Raw genomic sequence first — 21,241 nt, 5'->3', positions numbered from 1 at the left:
TGTTACTGTCCAATGACGCGATTATTTTCGCGATCCCAGGTTCCATCCTCAACACGCTGTCCCTGCAGAATGTTGTACATACCGTAGTTACCTTCGTGACAGGCATACTCAAAAATCTGATCATTGGTCGCAATCAACGGGAAGGTGCCTACCAGCTTGTCCTGATAAGCTTCCGGATCGATGACGGTAAACTCATAATCCACCACGGCATCAGAGCGACGGGTAAATTTCTCGATCAAGGTCTTGCTTTCCCCAGCCGTACCAGTGCCATAAAACGTTTGTGTTTTGTTGTTGAAATTCTTGGTTTCAACAACCAGGCTGTTGCCTTCGTACCAGCCAATGGAATCACCCGTCCATTGCCGGATATCGTCGGGGATATGCTCTTTGTCATGTAAACGGACAATTCGCGACTCGTGGATCATCTCATTGTAGATAACTGCGTAATCTTTGTTCTGGAACAACTGCACATTGTTGTTGTACATACTGGGGGTGAACGGAGGTACCGAGTTAAAACCCAGCAGACAACGTTCTGACAGTCCCCGGTCTTCCGGGCCATCTTTGGCGATACCGCCTACCGTGACGCGAACCGGACGCTCGCCATCATAATCCGGGCCCAAACCACCAAAAGCGATTGGTGCACCTTCTACACGCGAAGGCAAACGGCCGTTTTCCGGATAGATGATAATCGAAGAGCGCAGGTTGGCTTCTTCCGGCGCGCCTTCCACCCAAAACTGGTTGTAACCACCCACGCCACCTTGCGATGAGTTACCATCTCTGGCGGCGGCATCAGCGGCAACCTGTGCATCACGAGCGTGCACCTCTTCCGCCGTCAAAAACTCCTGAGTACCCAGTTCACGCGGGCGCTGCATGGGTGTGTTGGAACTGAAGTTGTAGACACCTCTCAAATCGGGCTGGCCCCATTCATTCAGTGGTACTTCATAGTCTTCTGCAGCACTGGCGACATGCAATGTCATGGCGGCAGAAGCCAATATCGTACCGGCAATTGCGGCAGACAATACATTTCTCTTTTTCACGGTAGTCTCCTCGGAGAGTCAAAGTGACGAAATTCAGTAGAAATCCAGATTAGTTTACACTTTGGCAAGTTTCAAGCGACCGTTCGATGGTAACGACATACTGACAGAAAACGGCGTCAGGCTGTGTTAAATTAACGCCTGACCAAGAGGAATAATATGATTCGCTACTCTGTACTTGATCTGGCCCCAATCGTCCAAGGCAGCAACGCTGGTCAGGCGTTACGCAACTCCAGAAGCCTGGCTCAAGAGGCTGAACGATGTGGTTATCACCGCTTCTGGCTGGCCGAACACCATAACATGACCGGGATTGCCAGCGCGGCAACTGCCGTCGCCATTGGCTATGTGGCTGAAGGCACCGATAAAATACGCGTAGGCTCGGGCGGTATCATGCTGCCCAATCACGCTCCGCTGATGGTGGCAGAGCAGTTTGGCACACTGGCCAGCCTGTACCCGGACAGGATCGATCTGGGCCTCGGGCGAGCACCAGGGACTGATGGGGCGACATTGCAAGCGTTACGGCGTTATCACGACTCTGTCGACCAATTTCCCAGGGATGTTCAGGAACTGCAACACTATTTCGCGCCCGCCAGTGAAAACCAGCCGGTTCGCGCGGTGCCTGGCGAGGGGCTCAGGGTGCCCATCTGGCTGCTTGGTTCCAGCCTGTTCAGCGCGCAGCTGGCGGCGGCACTGGGTTTACCGTTTGCTTTCGCGTCCCATTTCGCACCAGATCACCTGATGCAGGCACTCGACCTCTACCGGGAACGATTCCGCCCGTCCGAGCAATTGGCTGAACCCTACTGCATGGCGGCTGTACCGATGTATGCCGCAGCCAGCGAATCACAGGCACAACACCTGTTTACCTCCGTGCAGCAACAATTCATTGCCTTGCGGCGAGGCACCCCGGGGCCGCTGAAACCACCGGTGGACGATATTCACCGTATCGCCAGCGAAGCCGAACTGGGCGCCGCCCGGCACGCGTTACGCGAGGCCATCATTGGTGATCCCGATCAGGTAGCGCAGGGTATCTCTGCTTTTGTAGAGCGAACCGGCGTCGATGAGATCATGTTCAGCGCCCACATCTTTGACCACCAAAGCCGGCTTGACTGTTTGCGTTTCGCGGCTAAAGCTTGCGGCGCCATATCGTCACGTGACTGACCACATATTCGTATTTTCGACGATGTTCGCGAATCATGAATGGCAGATCCTGTTGATGCAGCAACTCAAAACCTGGCAACAATGACGCCAGCACCTCGACGGCACCGTCACTGTCTGGCGCATCCAGAAACTTCTCGGCGGGTGTGTATTGCTCCATCCAGGTGTTAGGCGATGCCAGCACCAGGATGCCACCCTCTGCCAGCGGTGAAGCGTCGCCCACAAACTGTGCCAGGCAGGCAGCAGGGTCCGGCAAACGGCATAACAGGTTACTCATCAATACCGCATCGAATCGTCCGGCCTCATTGGGGGGTTGGCTGAGGGGCTGACTGAGTGAACTGCCCTGTAAATTACCTGCATCACCTTGCATGAACTGCAGCCGATCCGGCCCTGCCGGGTTTTCTACCCGGGCCTGTAATGTCGTGGTATGTCGCCCGGACTCCAATCGCTCGTAGTCCAGCTGACCATGTTGCTGCAGGTGCTGTGCTGCCGCGATGAATGAATCGCTATAATCCACCGCAACAACGTCCTCAAAGTGCCTGGCCAGTTCAAAACTGGCACGACCTACAGCACAGCCCAAATCGAGGACGGAACCTGGCCGGGAAGCATGGGACACTACCAGCGAGGCCATGGTTTCCATGAAAGGAGGCGTGGCCGGATGCCCGGCGCTCTGACTAATCGACTCATCGCGCTGTTCCATGGCACTGCCATAGTGGAAGAGCAGGTATTGATTCAACAGCACATCGCTTTCATAACGCAACTTGCCAGTATCAGGCAGCAATGCTTCACCTTGAACCACGCGAAAACCGGCATGCTGGAAAAAGTGCGGGCGGAAATGGAAGCGGGCCCAGACGCTGGCTTCATCACCCGTGCTGATGAAAGAGCCGCCCAGAATCATCTGGTGTTCACCGTCAAAGCAAGGCATGCTGAAATCGACGTAATAAGGATGGATTTCGAAATCCTGCAATGGATGGAACGCATCTTCACACCATTGCCAGACGTTGCCAAAGACATCACGGAAACCCGCTTCATTCGGCTCATCCGCCTCAACCGGCCCCTCACTGCCAAAACGCAGATTCAGGTTATGGCCACGGTTCGACAAGGCGCTATCCGCCATCACGGGATCCAGGGTCAGAAGATCATCCTGCCTATCACCCCCTCTTGGCTGCCAGTTGACCAATTGCTGCTGAGCAGCGTCACGCATGGCAACATGTTCTTTTTCCAACAGCAAACGATAAGGGCGCTGATTCGCTGACTGTTGTTCCGTCAGCCAACTGCAATACGCTTTGGCTTCATAGAAATTCACGATCGCCGGCCAGTCCCATTGCATGGGGATTTCTTCAAACAGCGTTCTCAGGCGGTACTGGTGGGAGCCGACCGGACCGTCCTGGACCCAGAACGTTGGCCAGCGGGTATTACGGAATCGGCGCCACTGCCAACCGGCCTCACTCCAGTACTTTTCTTCCAGGTATGCGCCGCAGCTGACAAACTCGTAAAACTCCCCGTTACTGATCAGACGCTCAGAGGCCTGAAAAGCCGGCACATCACGACGCTCGCTGCCATACTCGTTGTCCCAGCCATAACTGGGCCAATGCCTGGGTTTGCCCAGTTGCACCTCGGTTGCAGCAACCGCAATCATGGGGTTGTCATCAGGATAGTGCAGTCCTTTTACCGGGCTTACAAAGCGTGTCTCTGCAACTCCGCTGGCGGCTGAACTGGTACGCACGGCTGACGCCGTTTGGTGACTGGCAAAAGATGGCCACTGATTCGGCACACGTAAATACTTCAGCGGCAGTTCACGGATCAGCACTGATGAGGTTTCCAGGTGGATGCGCTCATGCTCAAAACACATGATCAGCGCCCAGCCAGGGTCCTCCATCGTAATCGGGGTATCAAAAGCAGGGTGCGTCTCAATCAATTCGCAGACCATGGTATATACCTGCTGACGATAAATTTGAGCTTCCGCCACACTGGGCCAGACTTCCTGCTCACCTTCATGCAGGTCATCCCAACTCATCTCATCAACACCCGTTTCAAACAGGGCTTCAAATTCTTTGTTGATTGGTTCACTGATCAGCCCTGCAACCAGCAGTTTATTCACATAAAAACTGACCGGATGCACATAGTAAAAGATCAGGGGATGGCGGGTCTTGTGATAAGGGCGGACATAATAAGCCTCTTCGCTGACCAGCGCTGAAAACAGTGTCTCAGTCAATGCCCAGGTATTGTGAAAATAAGCCAGCAATGCATCCCGACCAGCCCCGGCGTCCACCAGGGGCAGACTGTATGCCGCATTGCCGGCCCAGGCAGGTTCAGTTTGCGGTGGCTGACCTGGCACTGCCGAGGCCAGGGCTTGTGGCAGGCGCTTGCTGCGCTTTGTTTCTGAATAGGCTTGGCTCATGTTGCCTGGCTCCCTGTAACCCTTTCCGTATAGCTATAATTTAGATATTCCAGATTTTACTGCAGTACGGCTATACACACAGATCGTGTAGACTGCGTGACAGATAACGACTGGTCAGAACGAGGATTTATTGTGCAAAGCAAACTCCCGCATGTGGGCACCACCATTTTTACCGTCATGACGAGAATGGCACAGCAGCACGGTGCCATCAACCTGTCACAGGGGTTTCCCGACTTTGATTGCCCGGCATACTTGCGTGAGCGGGTGGTCCATCACCTGAATAACCGTAAAAACCAATACGCACCAATGACCGGTGTGGATCAACTTCGCGCCGAAATTGCCAACAAGGTTAACACCCTGTATCACTGCCAGGTTGACATGGATCAGGAGATTACTGTGACCTCCGGTGCCACCGAGGCCCTATATGATGCCATACAGGCCTTTGTGAGTGATGGTGATGAAGTCATCATGTTTGACCCGGCGTATGATTCCTATGACCCGTCCGTGCGGCTAGCGGGTGGTATCCCCGTGCATTTGCCATTGACGCGACCGGATTATTGTATTGACTGGCAGTTACTGCAGGACTCCATCAGTGACAAAACCCGTATGATTATTATCAACTCACCGCACAACCCTTGCGGCAGCGTGCTCACTTCAGCGGACCTGGATCAATTGGCCGAACTGATACGTGACCGGAAAATTATTGTGCTGTCCGATGAAGTCTATGAGCATATGGTCTTCGATGGTGGCATCCACCAAAGCGTCTTGCGCCATGCTGAACTCAGGGAAAAAAGCATTGCCGTTTTCTCCTTCGGCAAGACTTATCATGCCACTGGATGGAAAGCGGCCTATTGTGTGGCACCTGAAAACATCATGAGCGAGTTCAGAAAAATACACCAGTTTGTTACGTTCACATCAACCAGTTTTATCCAGTATGCCATTGCGGATTTCATGCGGGACTGCCCGGAACACCACGAAGATTTACCGGCTTTCTATCAGAAGAAACGTGACACATTCAATGAGTTGATCAGCGCTTCCCGACTGACATTTACGCCATCAGCGGGTACGTATTTTCAGTGTGTTGACTACAGTGAGGTCAGTGATCTGCCTGACCGTGAATTCGTAGACTGGCTGTGCCAGGAAAAGAAACTGGCTGCCATCCCGCTCTCGCCATTTTATGAAAATGCGCCAGCTGATAGCCGGATGATTCGTTTTTGCTTCTGCAAGGATGACAGCACGCTGAAACAGGCGGCTGATATTATTTGTCAGCTGTAACACGGCCAATACCAAACTTAATACGCTTTTAAATCGCCATGCATCAATCATTGACACCACAATCATGAATGACACCGAACTTCATCAGTTACTGACACAGATTCGTGAATGGGCGAGAGAACTGGGGTTTCAGCAGCTTACCGTGTCTGACCTGGACATGCAGGACTACGCCGATCACCTGGATGACTGGCTGGCACGCGGCGATCATGGTGAAATGGAATACATGGCACGTCATCGTGATCTCCGGGTTAAACCAGCTGAACTGCACCCGGGTTCGCTACGCGCGCTGTGTGTGCGCATGGATTACAGCCTGCTGGAAGACCAGTCGCTGAAACCGGTGCTCGACAGAGAGAATGCGTATATTTCCCGCTATGCAAGAGGACGGGACTACCACAAACTGATTCGCAAACGACTTCAGCAACTGGCAACACGTATCAGTGAACATATCGGTGAATTTGGCTATCGCGCCTTTGTCGACAGTGCACCGGTCATGGAGCGTGCACTGGCTGAAAAGTCCGGGATGGGCTGGATTGGCAAGAACACCATGCTGCTCAACAAAAAAGCCGGTTCCTGGTTCTTTCTGGGCGAGTTGTTTACGGACTTGCCTTTACCGGTCGACCCGCCTGACAGTGCCCATTGCGGCAGCTGTTCTGCCTGTCTGGACATCTGTCCGACCCAGGCATTTCGTGGCCCCAACCAGCTGGATGCCCGACGCTGCATTTCCTATCTGACCATTGAATTGCAGGGCAGCATTCCGCAAGAACTGCGCCCCATGATCGGCAATCGCGTATTTGGTTGTGATGACTGCCAGTTGATCTGCCCCTGGAACAAGTTCACACACTTAAGTAAAGAGACAGATTTCGCACCCCGGCATGGGCTGGATAACAGCTCACTGGCAACATTATTCAGTTGGACCGAGCAGGAGTTTCTGGATCGTACAGCCGGTTCCGCCATTCGCCGAACCGGCTATGAAGGCTGGCTGAGGAACATCGCAGTCGGGCTGGGCAATGCCCCCAGTACGATTCCAGTGATTGAAGCCTTAAAGAGCCGGGTCAACCATGAATCGCCGCTGGTGCGTGAGCATGTGCAATGGGCACTGCACCAGCACCAGCCCCAGCCCCAGCCCCAGCCCCAGGAATAGGGTACTGCTGCCAGAGCCAGCAATATCAGGAAGGCTGATCCAGTTTAAAGAAGTGCTCACGATAGTGCTTCAGCTCATCCACCGAGTCCCGGATATCATCCATCGCCTGGTGAGTGCTCTGCTTTTTGTAACCACTCGCCACATCCGGGCGCCAGCGTTTGGCAAGCTCTTTCACCGTACTGACATCCAGGTTTCGGTAATGAAAGAAATCGGCCAGTGATGACATGTATTTGACCATGAAACGGCGATCCTGGTGCACACTGTTACCACACATGGGCGAACTGCCACGCTCTGCATAACGTTGCAGGAAAGCGATTGTCTGCGCTTCCACATCCGCTTCGTTTAACTTGCTTTGACGCACACGTTCAACCAGGCCGGATTCACCATGTGTGCGCTGGTTCCACTCATCCATACCGGCCAGCACTTCATCACTTTGGTGAACAGCCAGTACCGGGCCTTCGGCCAGTACATTCAGGTCTCCATCCGTGATCAGCGTTGCGACCTCAATGATACGGTCATGCTCGGGTTCCAGCCCTGTCATCTCCATATCAATCCAAATCAGGGTTTGCTGCTTGTCTATGCTCACCAGAATGACTCCCTAGCCATTTATTATCATCAAAATACTGTCCTGATGGAAAATCAGGGTTTCAGCACCCTCGCATTGTAATAGAATGGCAGACCATGGCCAAACGAAGACTTAATAAACATCAGGTACGGCGGATTCAGCGCCAGCAACAATCGCGTACTGCCAGCACTGTCACTGACAGCAAGGCAGACAGTACTGACCACTCACGCCAACTCGGCCCCGAACAAACGGGGCTGGTAGTCTGTCATTTTGGCCAGCAACTGGAAATCGAAGCACTGACGGGTGAACACCTGGGCGAGCGTTTCCGCTGTTATCAACGCAGTAACCTGCCACCTCTGGTCACTGGCGACCATGTAATCTGGCAGGCCGATGACGAAAACAGCGGTGTGGTTGTCGCCCAGTTGGATCGCAAGTCCTTGATCAGTCGCCCAAACAGTCGTGGCACACTGCGTCCGGTGGCAGCCAATATTGACACGGTTGTCGTCGTCATTGCACCAGAGCCAGAGCCATTTGCCAACCTGATCGACCGCTATCTGGTCACCATTGAAAACCTGTCGCTAGAAGCCATCATCCTGCTAAATAAAGCGGACTTGCTGGATCATCCGGCTCACACCGGACAAGACAGTGAGATTGCCACGTTGCTGGCACGCTATGAAAGCATTGGTTACCAGACACTCACTACCTCTACCAAAACCGAAGATGGTGTATCTGCCTTGCGCGAGACCCTATCGGAACGCACCATGGTGTTCGTTGGCCAATCTGGCGTTGGCAAATCATCTGTCATTAATGCCCTGCGTGATATGGAAAACAGTGAAGAAGCCGAATATGCGGACGTTGGGGAGTTGTCAGTGGGCCTGGCAAAAGGTACGCATACCACCACAGCAACTCGCCTCTACCACATGCCTGGCAGTGGCGATCTGATTGACTCACCGGGCATACGTGAATTCGGACTTGATCATGTGGAAGCAACAGACCTGATTCACGGTTTTCGGGAGTTTCGCCCTTATCTGGGATATTGCCGTTTCCGCGATTGCAAACACGTCAACGAACCGGGCTGCGCCATTCTCAATGCAGTGGCAGAAGGTGCCATCAATGCCGAGCGATTACACAGTTATCAGCTGATTCTGCAAAGCCAGGGCGCCCGTTAAGCGCCTCTGGCTTGCGCTGCCATGCATAAAGCAAAGAAGATCAGAAGATCTCTGGTGCCGGCTGGTCAGGTAATGCGCTCTCGGGTGGCTGGCGACCTCGCAGCTCGGCATTACGGGTTTCTTCCAGCACCTGCTCATCAATTTTTTCGTTCAGCACCATGATCACAATACGTCGGTTAGCCTGATCCAGCGGCGCTTCCGGCATCAGGGGCAACGATGAACCCATGCCAATAATCTGTGAAAAACGCCCATAGGTCATACCACCTTCCACCAGCGCTCGGCGTGCGGAATTTGCCCGGTCGGCAGAGAGCTCCCAGTTGGTATAGTCATCATTCGCTGCAGAATAAGGCACACTATCGGTGTGACCGTATATGCTCACTTTATTAGGCACATCCATCAGGATATCTGACAGCGCCCACAACACCTGTCGCGCATAAGGACGTAATTGTTCTGAGCCTAGATCAAAGATAGGCCGATTTTCTCGGTCAGTAATCTGAATCGCCAGGCCTTCTTCGGTCAGTTCAATTTCCAGTGCATCATTGAACCATTCAAACTCATTGTTGCCGGCTACCATCTCCTCGACCTGACCTTTCAGGCTTTGCAGCATCTCAATCTGCCGTAGGCGCGCCAGCTCAATCAGCTCCCGGTTTTCCAACTCCTGGGAGTCTTCAACGAACTGTTCCTGGTCTTCCTGCACCAGCGCCAGGTTCAACCCCTGGTTGGCAACAGACAGGGGGCGACCACCGAGGTCGACAACATAAGGAGTACCCCCATCGCCTTCGTTGGCCAGGCTGCGCGGATCGGAGAAATAGCCGGCTATCACCATCTTCTCCAGTTCAGTGGTGCTTTCAATCAACCACAGCACCAAAAAGAAGGCCATCAGCGCCAAGGCAAAGTCAGCGAATGCGATTTTCCAGGAACCACCGTGATGACCACCGCCGCTTTTTTTGATGCGGCGGATAACAATGGTTTGTTCTTTGTTTTCCATGAACGAAAGCTCGTCAGATCGGGCCGTTAGTGTTAACGGCTGCGAATGTGTTCATCCAGCTCAGTAAAGCTGGGACGCTCACCGGAATACAGTGTCTTGCGGGCAAACTCGATAGCCAGTTGAGGTGGCAACCCGTTGGATGTAGCAACAATGGCAGCTTTGATGCACTCAAACATTTTAATTTCCGCATCAGCGACTTCTTGCAAGCGGTTACTGATAGGGCCAACAAAACCATAGGCAACAAAGATACCGATGAAGGTACCTACCAGTGCAGCAGCAACACTTTGCCCCAGCGCTTCCGGCGGACCACCGAGCTTCTGCATAGTAATCACAATACCCAGAATCGCCGCCACGATACCAAAACCCGGCAAGCCATCAGCTATGCGGTGCATGGCATGTGAAGGTTCACTTAATTCGTGCAACTGGGTTTCGATCTCATTATCAATCATCGCTTCCACTTCATGCGGGGCGAGATTACTGGTGGTCATAATGCGCAGGTTATCGGTGAGAAACTCGATGATGCGTGAGTTTTTCAACAATGAGGGATACTGGGTGAAGACACCGCTTTCCGCGGGCACTTCAATATCTGCCTCAATCGACATCATGCCTTCACGGCGCGCTTTATTGAACAGGTCATAAAGCAGGCTCAGCAAGTCAAGATAGGTTGCCTGAGTGGCACTTTGACCCAGAATCGCCTTGGGTATGTGGCTACCCGTCTCTTTGACAACATGCATGCTGTTAGAGATGAGAAAAGCACCAAAGGCGGCACCCAGAATAATAATAAATTCTGACGGCTGCCAAAGTACACCCAGTACACCACCGTGCATGATGTAGCCACCTGCCACACTGCCGAATACGACCAGGGCTCCGATTACAAACAACATACTGCCGCCATACCTCCAACATCAAAAGGCTTTGCTACTGTTCCTATTACATCGGACAATTCCGCTATATCATTAGCCCTAAATACCGAACGGACATCACAAACTTGTCACTCCAAAGTGACTCGTCTAAGCTTGTCTGCCCATTTCAATCCAGGATCACCCGTGCCTACTTTGACGGAAAAAGCATTTATTGCGTTGCAACATGTAACGCCCCAGCACCTGCTGTCCCGTTGCGTTGGCCTGCTGGCCAGCAGCCGGGTCAGCTGGGTAAAAAACAGCTTTATTGGCTGGTTTGCCAATCGTTATCAGGTGAACATGGCTGAGGCGGCCCAGCCTGACCCCAACGCTTACGCAAGCTTTAATGATTTCTTTACCCGTGCACTCAAGGCAGATGCACGCCCGCTTAGCCAGAAACCACATAGCCTGGTATGTCCGGCTGATGGTGAAATCAGTCAGGCGGGACGCATTGAAGGCAGGGCCATCCTGCAGGCGAAAGGTCGGCATTATTCGATCCAGGCACTGCTTGGTGAAGACAGAGACTGGGCAGAGCGCTATATCGACGGCCAGTTTGCAACGGTTTATCTTTCTCCCAAAGACTATCATCGTGTCCACATGCCGTGCGACGGAAGGCTAGTGAAGACTCACTACATTCCTGGCAAATTATTCTCGGTCAATCAGGCTACAGCAGCCGGAGTGGACCGTTTGTTTGCTCGCAATGAAAGACTGATCTGCCATTTCGAAACGCCGTCAGGCCCGATGTCGCTGGTGCTGGTTGGCGCCATGATTGTGGCGGGTATAGAAACGGCCTGGCCAGGCATCAGCGCACCTGCAGGCAATCAGCCACAAAAGCAGGATCACAGTGCCGATGGCACTGAGCGACAACTCCTTCGCGGCGAAGAAATGGGCCGCTTTCTTCTGGGCTCGACAGTCATTGTGCTGCTTGGCCCCAACACTGGCCAGATTTCTGCTGATATGCGAGCCGGGCAACCGGTACAAATGGGGCAGTACTTTGGCACCTACTAACAAGCATTTGCCATGCAAAAAATGCAAATTAACGGAACCTAACTTAACGGAACTTTACAATGAGTAAATTTGAAAACGTGACTGTCGTCAAAGCAGCCAACATCTACTATGACGGCAAAGTGACCAGCCGTGTTGTCGAGTTCGCCAATGGCGACATCAAAACGCTGGGCATCATGATGCCGGGTGAATACCATTTCGGCACCGAGAAGAAGGAAATCATGGAAATTCTGGCCGGTGACCTGGAAATCTTACTGCCAGGAGAAGATATCTGGCGCAAAATCACCGGTGGCGACAGCTTTGAAGTACCCGCCAACTCCGGTTTTGATATCAAAATCAAAACCGTTGTCGACTACTGTTGCTCTTACCTTGGCTAATGTTGGCTGATCCAATCAGCGGACTCTACGCCCCTGCCAGGAATGTTTGATAGGCAACATTCTGCGTCTCTTCCTGGCAGGGATAACCAATCTCCCGCAAGAACTGATCAAACGCTTTGCTATCACTCCCAGGCACTTGAATACCTGCCAGCACACGCCCGTAGGCTGCACCATGGTTGCGATAGTGGAACATGGAGATGTTCCAGCGGCTGCCCAGCAGATTCAGAAAATTACTCAAAGCGCCGGGTCTTTCGGGAAATTCAAAGCGAAATACCCGCTCATGAATTGCTCTGTGACTGGGCCCACCCACCATATGACGAATATGCCCTTTGGCCACTTCATTGTCTGTCATATCATGAGCCTGCAGGCCATTATCGGCTAACTCTTTGAGCAGCGCCTGCCGTCCGGCCAAGCCATCAGGCACTTCAACGCCGACAAAAATTTTCGCCTCATCACTATCACCGAAGCGATAATTGAATTCCGTCACGTTGCGCCGCCCCAACAGCTGTGAAAATGCCCGAAAGCTACCCGGCTGTTCCGGAATCGTCACCGCCAGTACAGCTTCACGGGATTCACCCAACTCAGCCCGTTCAGCAATGTGACTCAGCCGGTCAAAGTTAACATTGGCGCCAGACACCACCGCAGCCAACATCTGACCTTTTACACCCGAAGTGCGTACATACTTCTTGATACCAGCAAGTGCCAATGCACCAGCCGGTTCTGTGACGGCGCGGGTATCATCAAAGATATCCTTGACCGCTGCACAAATTTCATCCGTGGTCACGGTAATGACATCGTCAACGCAAGATTTGAGAATCCGGAACGTATGTTGCCCGATCTGGTTAACTGCCACACCATCGGCGAACAGACCTACCTGTTTTAATTTACTGCGCCGACCGTCCTGCATTGCCAGTTGCAGACAGGCCGAATCTTCTGCCTCCACAGCGATCATTTTTATCTCTGGCCGCAAATACTTAATGTAGGCTGCCATCCCGGCCATAAGACCACCACCACCGACAGGAACAAAAATGGCGTCCATTTTTCCACTGTGCTGTCGCAGCATTTCCACCCCGACAGTGCCCTGCCCAGCAATAACCAACGGGTCATCAAAGGCATGTACGAAGGTATAGCCCTTTTCATTCACCAGCTGTTTGGCAAAGGCTGCGGCATCATTATAGGTATCTCCATGAAGCTTAACCTCACCACCGCGCTGCCTGACGGCATTCACTTTAATCGCCGGCGTGGTAACCGGCATCACAATCACTGTCTTGATGCCCAGCGTCTTGCCTGCCAGCGCCACACCCTGGGCGTGATTGCCAGCACTGGCCGCAATCACACCACGTTGCGCGGCTTCCGGACTTAGCGCAGCCATTCGATTGTAGGCCCCACGCAGCTTAAAGCTGAACACGGGTTGTAAATCTTCCCGTTTAAGCAAAATGTCGTTTTGCAAGCGCCGACTCAGTGATTGGGCGTGTTGCAGCGGCGTCTGAATTGCCACGTCGTAGACATTGGCTGACAGGATCGCTTTGATGACTTTTTCCATAATTCTCCCAACATGTTAAGCCTGACACCGTGCATTGTGTTTGGCATTCCACGATGACGGAGGCTATCATTGCCACCATGATAGCGTTCAGCACTCGCTAAATCCAAAGACACTAAATCCAATGACCCAGCCACAGGCCTCTATTATGGATCAGAACGAATTGAAGAAAGCAGTTGCCAAGGCCGCCGCAGACTACGTTAAGGAGCGACTGCACAGCGACTCTGTGATCGGCGTCGGCACTGGTTCAACCGCCAACTACTTCATCGAGTACCTGGGTGAGTTTCGTGATGACATTCCGGCCACTGTTGCCAGCTCCGAAGAAACTGCCCGTCGATTAAAAGCCCTGAACATCGAGGTTATTGATCTGAATGCAGCCAGCGAAGTCAGTATTTATGTGGACGGTGCTGATGAAACCAATCCCTACCTGCATCTGATCAAGGGCGGTGGCGGCGCACTGACACGGGAAAAAATCATCGCCGCAGTCGCCAGGGAATTTGTCTGTATCGCAGATGAAAGTAAGCAGGTGGATATCCTGGGCGAATTCCCGCTACCCGTGGAAGTGATTCCAATGGCTCGCAGTCATGTTGGCCGGGAGATCGTCAAGTTGGGTGGGGACCCGGTCTACCGGGACGGTTTTGTCACGGACAACGGCAATATCATTCTCGATATTCATCACATGAGTATCGTTGACCCAAGAGAACTTGAAACAAAACTGAACCAGATAACCGGCGTGGTTACCAATGGTCTGTTTGCCATCAGGCCTGCTGATCAGCTGATTCTCGGGACAAAAGGCGGCATCAAGACGCTTACTGCCAAGTAAGAAGGGATTATTTGCCTGATTTTTCAGACAGCAAATCTTACCTGCACTTGTCAGCCAGTATCTCTGAAGTGTCCGATGTTTACCGGGTTACTGCACCGGAATAAAAAAACGCAGGGGTTTGACGCCCTGCGTTCTTTGTATTACAGAGGAGTAACGTTCTCCGCCTGGGGGCCTTTTTGGCCTTGAGTTACTTCCATCGTAACTTTTTGGCCTTCAAGCAGCGTTCTTCTTCCAGTACCGTTAATGGCACTAAAATGGACGAATACGTCCTTCCCACCTTCCTGTTCAATGAAGCCGAAGCCTTTTTCATCATTGAACCACTTAACGGTACCTTCTACTTGCTGTGACATATTGCTCTCTTGCTCTTTCTAAGGGGTTGGGCCAGAAAGCTGGCGCCCCCATTTCTGTTTTAATTACCCGGCCGCGCTTTCCGGCTACAACCGCTGAAGTCAACATCGACTTCTCAAAGCAGTGTACCGCCTAAATTTGTCGCTGGGAATACAATGCAAGCAAAAATGCCACTTTTTGGTCGGTTTTTTGTGATTTTTTCACAGCAAAACGTGACGGCGATCACATTTTCTGGTCCTGATCGAATATTTTCCCCGGATTCAGGACGTTAGCGGGATCAAACACCTGCTTTAATTGCTTCATGCAGGCGATTTCCGCCTCACTTCGGCTATAAGCCAGATAAGGTTTTTTCAGCAAACCAACGCCGTGTTCAGCTGACACACTGCCCTTGAAGCGCTTAACGGCGGCAAAAACGTCTTTGCTGACCTCATTGCACTGTTTAAAGAACGTGTCTTTATCCAGATCATCGGGCTTCAGTATATTCAGGTGCACATTACCGTCACCAATATGGCCAAACCAGATGATCTCGAAATCGGGATACTGGGCGGAGACCACTTCATCCACTTCTTTCAGGAAAGCCGGCACCTGAGACACCTGAACAGAAATATCATTCTTGTAAGGTGTGAATTTGGAGATGGTTTCCGAGATATCTTCACGCAGACGCCACAAGTTCTCCGCCTGGGACGTGCTCTGGCTCATGGTGCCATCCAGCACCCAGCCTTCTTCCATGCATTTCTCAAACACCGCCATGGCGGCATCCATGGCGGCTTCTCCGGTATTCTCAAACTCAATCAGCGCATAGTAGTCGGTTGCCGTCTCAAACGGACGCGGCAGGCCTTTTTCTTCCATGACATGACCGAGCGCTTTTTCTGAGAAGAATTCAAACGCCGTAATCGGCATATTGTCCTGGAATGTCTGCAGGACTGACATTGACGCTTCCATACTCTCAAGGCCCAGCACCAGCACAGTGGGGTCCTTGGGTGCTGCTGCCAGCCCCATGGTCAGTTCCACGATCATCCCCAAAGTGCCTTCAGAACCAATAAAGAGGTGACGCAGATCGTAACCCGTGGCATTTTTCACCAGCCCCTGGTTCAACGTCAGCATTTCGCCAGTACCAGTGACGACTTTCATACCCATCACCCAGTCCCGGGTCAGACCATAGCGAATCACTTTAATGCCACCAGCATTGGTGGCCACATTACCACCGAGCTGGCTGGAACCAGATGAAGCAAAGTCGACTGGGTAGAACAGCCCTTTATCTTCAGCAAACTGCTGTAATTGCTCAGTGACCACACCTGGCTGACAAACCACCTGACGATCAACCGCACTAAAGTCCAGAATCTGGTTCATGCGATCAAAGGCGATGACCACCTCGCCCTGACTGGCTACCGCACCGCCGCTTAATCCGGTCCGGCCACCGGAAGGCACCACCGCAAACTTATGCTCGTTTGCCAGTTTAACCAGGGCCTGGACTTCTTCGGCACTGCCAGGAAAAACGATCGCCGAAGGAGCTGGCTCGATCATCCGAGTCCAGTCTTTACCGTAATGCGCTAACGACTCAGCGTCAGTTAACACTCTGTCGGCACCAACAATTTCGGCCAGGGCGACCAACAATGACTGTTGCATAATGCTCATTACCAGGAATACCTTTGCAAGCTGCGGACGTAGAAAACGGGATATGTTAACATAGCGCGCCTGAAAACTGGCGCATCCAAACCGATTCGCAACACTCAAGAGATACGGCCCCACTATGAAACCGACTTCACTGGATAAAAGCAAAATCCGCTTTTTGCTGCTCGAAGGCGTACACCAAAGCGCCATTGATAGCCTCAATGCTGCTGGCTATACCAATATCGAGTACCTCAAGACTTCCTTGTCCGAAGACGAACTGATTGAGAAGATCAAGGATGCTCACTTCGTAGGCATTCGTTCCCGGACCCAACTAAACGAGAAGGTCTTTGCATCCGCGAGAAAACTGCTGGCTGTTGGCTGTTTCTGCATTGGCACCAACCAGGTGGACCTCAATGCGGCACTGGTAAAGGGTGTTCCAGTATTCAACGCGCCTTATTCCAATACTCGCAGTGTTGCTGAACTGGTCATTGGCCAGATCATCCTGTTGCTACGTGGCATCCCTCAAAAGAACGCTGCTGCTCATCGTGGCGAATGGCAAAAGCATGCCAAGGGTTCATTTGAAACCCGTGGCAAAAAACTCGGCATTGTCGGCTACGGTAATATTGGCTCTCAGTTGAGTGTGCTGGCTGAATCCATGGGGATGAAAGTCTACCTATACGACATTATCACCAAATTACCACTTGGCAATGCCATACAGGTTGGCAGCCTCAAAGAGCTGATGGAAACCTGCGACATCATTAGCCTGCATGTTCCCGAAACGGCGCAGACAGCCAACATGATCGGCGCCACTGAAATTAGCTGGATGAAGCAGGGCAGTATTCTGATTAATGCCTCACGCGGCACAGTCGTCGACATAGACGCACTGGCTGACTCCCTGGAACGCAACCAGATCGCTGGCGCTGCCATCGATGTATTCCCGGTAGAGCCACGTTCCAACGATGACGAATTCATTTCACCATTGCGCAAGTATGACAATTGCATCCTGACCCCGCACATTGGTGGCAGCACCATGGAGGCTCAAGAAAATATCGGTCTGGAAGTGGCAGAGAAACTGACACGCTACTGCGACAATGGCTCGACCCAGGCGTCAGTCAACTTCCCTGAAGTGGCACTTCCGTCTCATCCGAACATGCACCGTCTGCTGCACATTCATGAAAACGTGCCAGGTGTACTTAGCCAGATCAACAGCCTGTTCTCGGACAATGGCATCAATATCCGCTCACAGTATCTGCAGACCAATGACAAAATTGGTTATGTGGTGATGGATATTGATGAAGAGCACAGTGACATTGCGCTGGATAAGCTGAACAGTGTTGATGGGACCATCAAGTGCCGGGTGCTTTGGTAGGCGGCGCTGCGCAACTCAACCTCGAGTTGCACGGGCGTCACACCATCAATCCAGACAGCCCGGCCACCTTTCACTGAAGGTGTTCGGTGCTGCGCAACTCACCCTCGATTGCACGGGCGCTGTATGACCTCCTCAGGGTAAACCGCCACCATCCGCACAGCATGTTCGGCGCTGCGCAACTCAACCTCGCGGCTTTGCCGCTCGGGATTCGGACAGTGCTCGCTCATTTCCGAACATGCTGTGCGGATGAACACGTGGCTTTACTGGTTTACCCTGAGGAGGTCATACAACGCCCTTAGTAGCATGATTTTGGCTGTGGTGCCGTTCTGTTCTTTTCGTGGTGTCGCAGGTGGGATATATTGAGGGGTAATAACAACGTATAACGTTTCAGGTGATGGTGTATGAAGAAGCTGGCTTTTGGTTTGTTCGCGTTCGGTCTGTTGTCCCATGCTGCTGTTTCACAGTCTTTTGAGGCTGTTTCGCCTGAGAGTGTCGGGGTTTCTTCCGCCGGTCTTGAGCGCGCTACTGAAAGTCTTCAGGCGCATATTGAGCAGAAGCATATTGCCGGTGTTGTGGCGGCTGTTTTGAAAGATGGCAAGCTGGTTTATCGGGAAGCACTGGGGCAGCAGGATATCGCCTCAGATACGCCGATGCCGGAAGATGCGCTATTTCGTATTTACTCCATGACGCGTCCGGTCAGCAGTCTGGCTGCCATGATCCTCTGGGAGGAAGGCAGGTTCCAACTGGACGACCCGATCAGCCAGTATCTCCCACAGTTTGCAGACCAGCAGGTCTTTCAAGACGCTGCTTCACCCAACATGGATGAAACCCGCCCCCGACAAGGTGACATCACTGTTGCCGATCTGATGCGCCATACGTCTGGGTTAGGTAGTCGCAGTTCAGATATTTATGTACAGGAACAGGTTCGCCTGCGATCTATCACGCTGGCACAGATGACAGATAATGCTGCTCGCGTTCCGCTTTTCGATGATCCCGGTACGCGCTTCCGCTATGGTATTTCCGCCACCATTCTGGGACGGTTAGTTGAAATCTGGTCAGACCAGCCTTACGACCAGTTTCTTGAAGAACGGGTATTCGGACCACTGGGCATGACCGACACGGTGTTCTGGGCAGATCCGTCACGCATTGACCGCCTGGCAACCGTCTACCGTCCAGATGCCAATGGCACCTTGCAGGTTCATCAGATGGAAGACATCCCATTTACTGAACAGGTTCCTTTAGTAGAAGGTGGCGTCGGGCTGTTATCAACTACGCTTGATTTCGCACGCTTCTCCCAGCTCTTCCTCAACGGTGGCGAGATCGACGGCACTCGCATACTCAAGCCGGAAACGGTTGAACTCATGATGGAGAACAGCATAGCCGACGAACTGTTACCCATTGGCCGAGGCGGCTACATGGCGGCATCGGGCTGGACGCTGGGCGGATTCGCATACGCACTTCATCCAGAGAACTACGATCACACCGTGAGCCAGGGCGAAGTCTGGTGGGACGGTTCGGCTGGCACGCGTTTCTGGATTGATCCGGTCAACAATATGGTAACTGTGATCATGGCTCAGGTTTCACCTTCGGGCGGGAATGGGTTTCGGGAGGATTTCAAGAATCGGGTTTATGAGGCGCTCCTGGACTGATCTTTTGCAGCAATTCACCCATTTACTTAGCAACGGCCGCCGTACTTATATCGTCGCTCATTCCAGCCACCTTCTTCTCTGGATGTTCGGTGCTGCGCAACTCATCCTCGCGGCAAAGCCGCTCGGGATTCGGACAGTGCTCGCACTTTATCGAACATCCAGAGAAGAAAAAAGCGCGGCCCTATTGGAATGAGCGACGATATAAGTACGACGGCCTTGGTGCCACAATCCTTTGCCATTCCATTAAACCGCCCTGAAACTCTGAAAAAACTACAAACCCACATAGTCCAGAAAATAAAGCCACACACCTTAAACCCGGCACCAAGGTCGTTTCATTGCACCCACCCGGCGAAGCAATCAGGCCACGCCTTTCCCTGTTACCTGTTCCGGATCAAACGCGAGGACTGTTTGAGCTTGTACCGCAAAGCGGTGCAAGTGAGTTCCGCAGCGTCCGGAGCAGGTGACAGGGAAGTGGCCGCGTAGCCGGGTGGGTGCAATGAAACGACCGAACCAAACCGAGGACTGTATGAGCTTGTGCCGCGAAGCGGTGCAAGTGAGTTCCGCAGCGTCCGGGCAGGGCATGAGGGGAGTGACCGCGTAGCGGGTTGAATGCAACGATCTGACCGCCCCAAACCGAGGACTGTTTGAGCTTGTGCCGCGAAGCGGTGCAAGTGAGTTCCGCAGCGTCCGGGCAGGGCATGAGGGGAGTGACCGCGTAGCCGGGTGGATGCAATGAAACGACCGAACCAAACCGAGGACTGCCTTAGCTTGAATTAAGAAGCTGACCGCAAAGCCCGAACAGATGGCTGCGGAAGCAATCTGGCTTGAGCTAAATCGTAATTAACCTGCATAGCCAACCAGGCACTCGCCGAGCCAACGCCCGCCAGCTCAAGCCTTAATGCAAGATCAGAACTAATCGCTGCACGACAATTCAGCACACGCGATAACGCAACCCGCGACATTCTCAGACTCTCTGCAGCCTCTGTCACAGACAGACCCAACTCTTCAATCACATCTTCTCTGATCAACTCACCCGGGTGCGGAGGATTCTTCATCATAGTTAACCCTGCTTAGTGATAATCAAGATAATTAACAAGCTCGACATCCTGTCCCTTAAAACGAAACATTACCCGCCAATTCCCATTAACATGAATCGACCAATATCCTGCCAAATCTCCTTTTAACGGATGTAGCCTGAACGCGGGAAGATCTAGATCCACATGGCCTGTAGCCACATCCAGCAAACCCAGAATACGCCGAAGCTTTTTAGCATGAGCCGCCTGAATCCCGCGCGTAGTCCCCGTTCGATAAAAAGCCTCAAGCCCTTTATGCCGGAAACTAATGATCAATACATAATTGTATCGCTATACGATACATTCCACAAACCACACATTCCCCACTCACTCCCGTGAAACACAACAAGAATTAAACGCCTATCCATTTATAGCGCACAACCCCCAGCCCGGCACCAAGGTCGTTTCATTGCCTCCACCCGGCGAAGCAATCAGGTCACGTATTTCCCTCCTCACTGGCCCGGATCAAACGCGAGGACTGTCTGAGTTTGCCACGCAAACGAGTTCCGCAGCGTCCGGGCAGGGCATGAGGGAAGTGACCGCGCAGCCGGGTGGAGGCAATGAAACGACCGAACCAAACCGAGGACTGTATGAGCTAGTGCCGAGAAGCGGTGAAAAAAAGAAAGGCGATTGGCTTAGGGATCCGAGCCATCAGAGCACGCTTTCTCCGCCAGGGGCTGACCGGAAAAAGCGCGTGGAACTATCTGAGTTTGTGAGCAAGCTCCGCAACCCCGCCCACAAGTGGCACCAAGGTCATGCTGTTGCATTCACCCGGCGAAGCAATCAGGTCACGTATTTCCCTCCTCACTGGCCCGGATCAAA

19 protein-coding genes are annotated in these 21,241 nt (G+C 52.6%); 9 read left to right on the top strand and 10 right to left on the bottom strand.

Annotated features, from left to right (window positions below; genetic code table 11):
* Window positions 1-2 precede the first annotated feature (2 nt).
* A complete protein-coding gene (locus PSCS_RS12315) occupies window positions 3-1,034 on the bottom strand; it encodes a hypothetical protein (protein ID WP_068812406.1) in 1,032 nt (343 codons plus the stop codon).
* A 156-nt stretch (window positions 1,035-1,190) separates the two neighbouring features.
* Between PSCS_RS12315 and PSCS_RS12310 the strand changes: the two genes are divergently transcribed.
* On the top strand, window positions 1,191-2,189 hold the full coding sequence (locus PSCS_RS12310; RefSeq protein ID WP_082866666.1) for an LLM class flavin-dependent oxidoreductase: 999 nt from the start codon (window positions 1,191-1,193) through the stop codon (window positions 2,187-2,189).
* On the opposite strand, the gene ovoA is transcribed toward PSCS_RS12310, so the two are convergent.
* Window positions 2,155-4,587 (bottom strand): 5-histidylcysteine sulfoxide synthase, encoded by a 2,433-nt coding sequence (gene ovoA / locus PSCS_RS12305; protein ID WP_068812405.1) that lies wholly within the window; start codon window positions 4,585-4,587, stop codon window positions 2,155-2,157. The genes PSCS_RS12310 and ovoA overlap by 35 nt on opposite strands.
* A 129-nt stretch (window positions 4,588-4,716) precedes the next feature.
* Here ovoA and PSCS_RS12300 point away from each other — a divergent pair, with 129 nt between their 5' ends.
* A complete protein-coding gene (locus tag PSCS_RS12300; RefSeq protein WP_068812448.1) occupies window positions 4,717-5,862 on the top strand; it encodes a methionine aminotransferase in 1,146 nt (381 codons plus the stop codon).
* A gap of 64 nt (window positions 5,863-5,926) precedes the next feature.
* Window positions 5,927-7,003 (top strand): tRNA epoxyqueuosine(34) reductase QueG, encoded by a 1,077-nt coding sequence (gene queG / locus PSCS_RS12295; protein WP_068812404.1) that lies wholly within the window; start codon window positions 5,927-5,929, stop codon window positions 7,001-7,003.
* Window positions 7,004-7,028: 25 nt separating this feature from the next.
* Here the strand turns inward: queG and orn are convergent, their stop codons facing one another.
* The gene (gene orn / locus PSCS_RS12290) at window positions 7,029-7,583 is read right to left on the bottom strand and encodes an oligoribonuclease (RefSeq protein WP_317621810.1); all 555 of its coding nucleotides are present in this window, start codon (window positions 7,581-7,583) and stop codon (window positions 7,029-7,031) included.
* 101 nt (window positions 7,584-7,684) lie between these two features.
* Between orn and rsgA the strand changes: the two genes are divergently transcribed.
* A complete protein-coding gene (rsgA, locus tag PSCS_RS12285; RefSeq protein ID WP_068812403.1) occupies window positions 7,685-8,737 on the top strand; it encodes a small ribosomal subunit biogenesis GTPase RsgA in 1,053 nt (350 codons plus the stop codon).
* A gap of 40 nt (window positions 8,738-8,777) precedes the next feature.
* On the opposite strand, the gene motB is transcribed toward rsgA, so the two are convergent.
* Together motB and motA are read right to left on the bottom strand one after the other, a co-directional pair.
* Window positions 8,778-9,725 (bottom strand): flagellar motor protein MotB, encoded by a 948-nt coding sequence (gene motB, locus PSCS_RS12280; RefSeq protein WP_068812402.1) that lies wholly within the window; start codon window positions 9,723-9,725, stop codon window positions 8,778-8,780.
* Between the two features lie 32 nt (window positions 9,726-9,757).
* Window positions 9,758-10,609, bottom strand: a complete 852-nt coding sequence (gene motA, locus PSCS_RS12275; protein ID WP_068812401.1) for a flagellar motor stator protein MotA — start codon at window positions 10,607-10,609, stop codon at window positions 9,758-9,760.
* 171 nt (window positions 10,610-10,780) lie between these two features.
* Here motA and asd point away from each other — a divergent pair, with 171 nt between their 5' ends.
* A complete protein-coding gene (gene asd, locus PSCS_RS12270; protein ID WP_068812446.1) occupies window positions 10,781-11,632 on the top strand; it encodes an archaetidylserine decarboxylase in 852 nt (283 codons plus the stop codon).
* Between the two features lie 59 nt (window positions 11,633-11,691).
* Entirely contained in the window at window positions 11,692-12,006 is a 315-nt protein-coding gene (gene ppnP, locus PSCS_RS12265; protein ID WP_068812400.1) for a pyrimidine/purine nucleoside phosphorylase, read from the top strand.
* 25 nt (window positions 12,007-12,031) lie between these two features.
* Here the strand turns inward: ppnP and ilvA are convergent, their stop codons facing one another.
* Complete coding sequence (gene ilvA / locus PSCS_RS12260) at window positions 12,032-13,552, bottom strand: threonine ammonia-lyase, biosynthetic (protein ID WP_068812399.1); 1,521 nt, start codon at window positions 13,550-13,552, stop codon at window positions 12,032-12,034.
* A gap of 142 nt (window positions 13,553-13,694) precedes the next feature.
* Here ilvA and rpiA point away from each other — a divergent pair, with 142 nt between their 5' ends.
* Window positions 13,695-14,369, top strand: coding sequence for a ribose-5-phosphate isomerase RpiA (gene rpiA / locus PSCS_RS12255; protein WP_068812398.1), 675 nt, complete (start codon window positions 13,695-13,697; stop codon window positions 14,367-14,369).
* Window positions 14,370-14,509: 140 nt separating this feature from the next.
* Here rpiA and PSCS_RS12250 read toward each other — a convergent pair whose 3' ends face one another.
* Both PSCS_RS12250 and PSCS_RS12245 read right to left on the bottom strand, forming a co-directional pair.
* Entirely contained in the window at window positions 14,510-14,719 is a 210-nt protein-coding gene (locus tag PSCS_RS12250; protein WP_068812397.1) for a cold-shock protein, read from the bottom strand.
* Between the two features lie 220 nt (window positions 14,720-14,939).
* Window positions 14,940-16,352: an FAD-binding oxidoreductase gene (locus tag PSCS_RS12245; RefSeq protein ID WP_068812396.1), complete on the bottom strand. Its 1,413-nt coding sequence runs from the start codon at window positions 16,350-16,352 to the stop codon at window positions 14,940-14,942.
* A 115-nt stretch (window positions 16,353-16,467) separates the two neighbouring features.
* Between PSCS_RS12245 and serA the strand changes: the two genes are divergently transcribed.
* Window positions 16,468-17,697 (top strand): phosphoglycerate dehydrogenase, encoded by a 1,230-nt coding sequence (gene serA / locus PSCS_RS12240; RefSeq protein ID WP_068812395.1) that lies wholly within the window; start codon window positions 16,468-16,470, stop codon window positions 17,695-17,697.
* Between the two features lie 401 nt (window positions 17,698-18,098).
* Entirely contained in the window at window positions 18,099-19,346 is a 1,248-nt protein-coding gene (locus tag PSCS_RS12235) for a serine hydrolase domain-containing protein (RefSeq protein ID WP_068812394.1), read from the top strand.
* Between the two features lie 773 nt (window positions 19,347-20,119).
* Here the strand turns inward: PSCS_RS12235 and PSCS_RS12230 are convergent.
* On the bottom strand, window positions 20,120-20,404 hold the full coding sequence (locus PSCS_RS12230) for a HigA family addiction module antitoxin (RefSeq protein ID WP_068812393.1): 285 nt from the start codon (window positions 20,402-20,404) through the stop codon (window positions 20,120-20,122).
* 12 nt (window positions 20,405-20,416) lie between these two features.
* A complete protein-coding gene (locus tag PSCS_RS15655; protein WP_082866664.1) occupies window positions 20,417-20,695 on the bottom strand; it encodes a type II toxin-antitoxin system RelE/ParE family toxin in 279 nt (92 codons plus the stop codon).
* Between the last annotated feature and the right edge of the window lie 546 nt (window positions 20,696-21,241).

This window comes from Pseudohongiella nitratireducens (assembly GCF_001642735.1).
GTDB classification, from domain to species: domain Bacteria; phylum Pseudomonadota; class Gammaproteobacteria; order Pseudomonadales; family Pseudohongiellaceae; genus Pseudohongiella; species Pseudohongiella nitratireducens.
The sequence above is the reverse complement of the archived record's forward strand: the minus strand, read 5'-3'. Positions and strand labels throughout refer to the sequence as shown.

What these genes read in the sequence shown, in the direction of transcription:
- PSCS_RS12310 (WP_082866666.1), top strand. Translation starts at nt 1,191, where the DNA reads ATGATTCGCTACTCTGTACTTGATCTGGCCCCAATCGTCCAAGGCAGC.
- PSCS_RS12250 (WP_068812397.1), bottom strand. Translation starts at nt 14,719, where the DNA reads ATGTCACAGCAAGTAGAAGGTACCGTTAAGTGGTTCAATGATGAAAAA.
- rpiA (WP_068812398.1), top strand. Translation starts at nt 13,695, where the DNA reads ATGGATCAGAACGAATTGAAGAAAGCAGTTGCCAAGGCCGCCGCAGAC.
- ovoA (WP_068812405.1), bottom strand. Translation starts at nt 4,587, where the DNA reads ATGAGCCAAGCCTATTCAGAAACAAAGCGCAGCAAGCGCCTGCCACAA.
- serA (WP_068812395.1), top strand. Translation starts at nt 16,468, where the DNA reads ATGAAACCGACTTCACTGGATAAAAGCAAAATCCGCTTTTTGCTGCTC.
- PSCS_RS12245 (WP_068812396.1), bottom strand. Translation starts at nt 16,352, where the DNA reads ATGAGCATTATGCAACAGTCATTGTTGGTCGCCCTGGCCGAAATTGTT.
- motA (WP_068812401.1), bottom strand. Translation starts at nt 10,609, where the DNA reads ATGTTGTTTGTAATCGGAGCCCTGGTCGTATTCGGCAGTGTGGCAGGT.
- queG (WP_068812404.1), top strand. Translation starts at nt 5,927, where the DNA reads ATGAATGACACCGAACTTCATCAGTTACTGACACAGATTCGTGAATGG.
- rsgA (WP_068812403.1), top strand. Translation starts at nt 7,685, where the DNA reads ATGGCCAAACGAAGACTTAATAAACATCAGGTACGGCGGATTCAGCGC.
- PSCS_RS12230 (WP_068812393.1), bottom strand. Translation starts at nt 20,404, where the DNA reads ATGATGAAGAATCCTCCGCACCCGGGTGAGTTGATCAGAGAAGATGTG.
- motB (WP_068812402.1), bottom strand. Translation starts at nt 9,725, where the DNA reads ATGGAAAACAAAGAACAAACCATTGTTATCCGCCGCATCAAAAAAAGC.
- PSCS_RS12235 (WP_068812394.1), top strand. Translation starts at nt 18,099, where the DNA reads ATGAAGAAGCTGGCTTTTGGTTTGTTCGCGTTCGGTCTGTTGTCCCAT.
- ppnP (WP_068812400.1), top strand. Translation starts at nt 11,692, where the DNA reads ATGAGTAAATTTGAAAACGTGACTGTCGTCAAAGCAGCCAACATCTAC.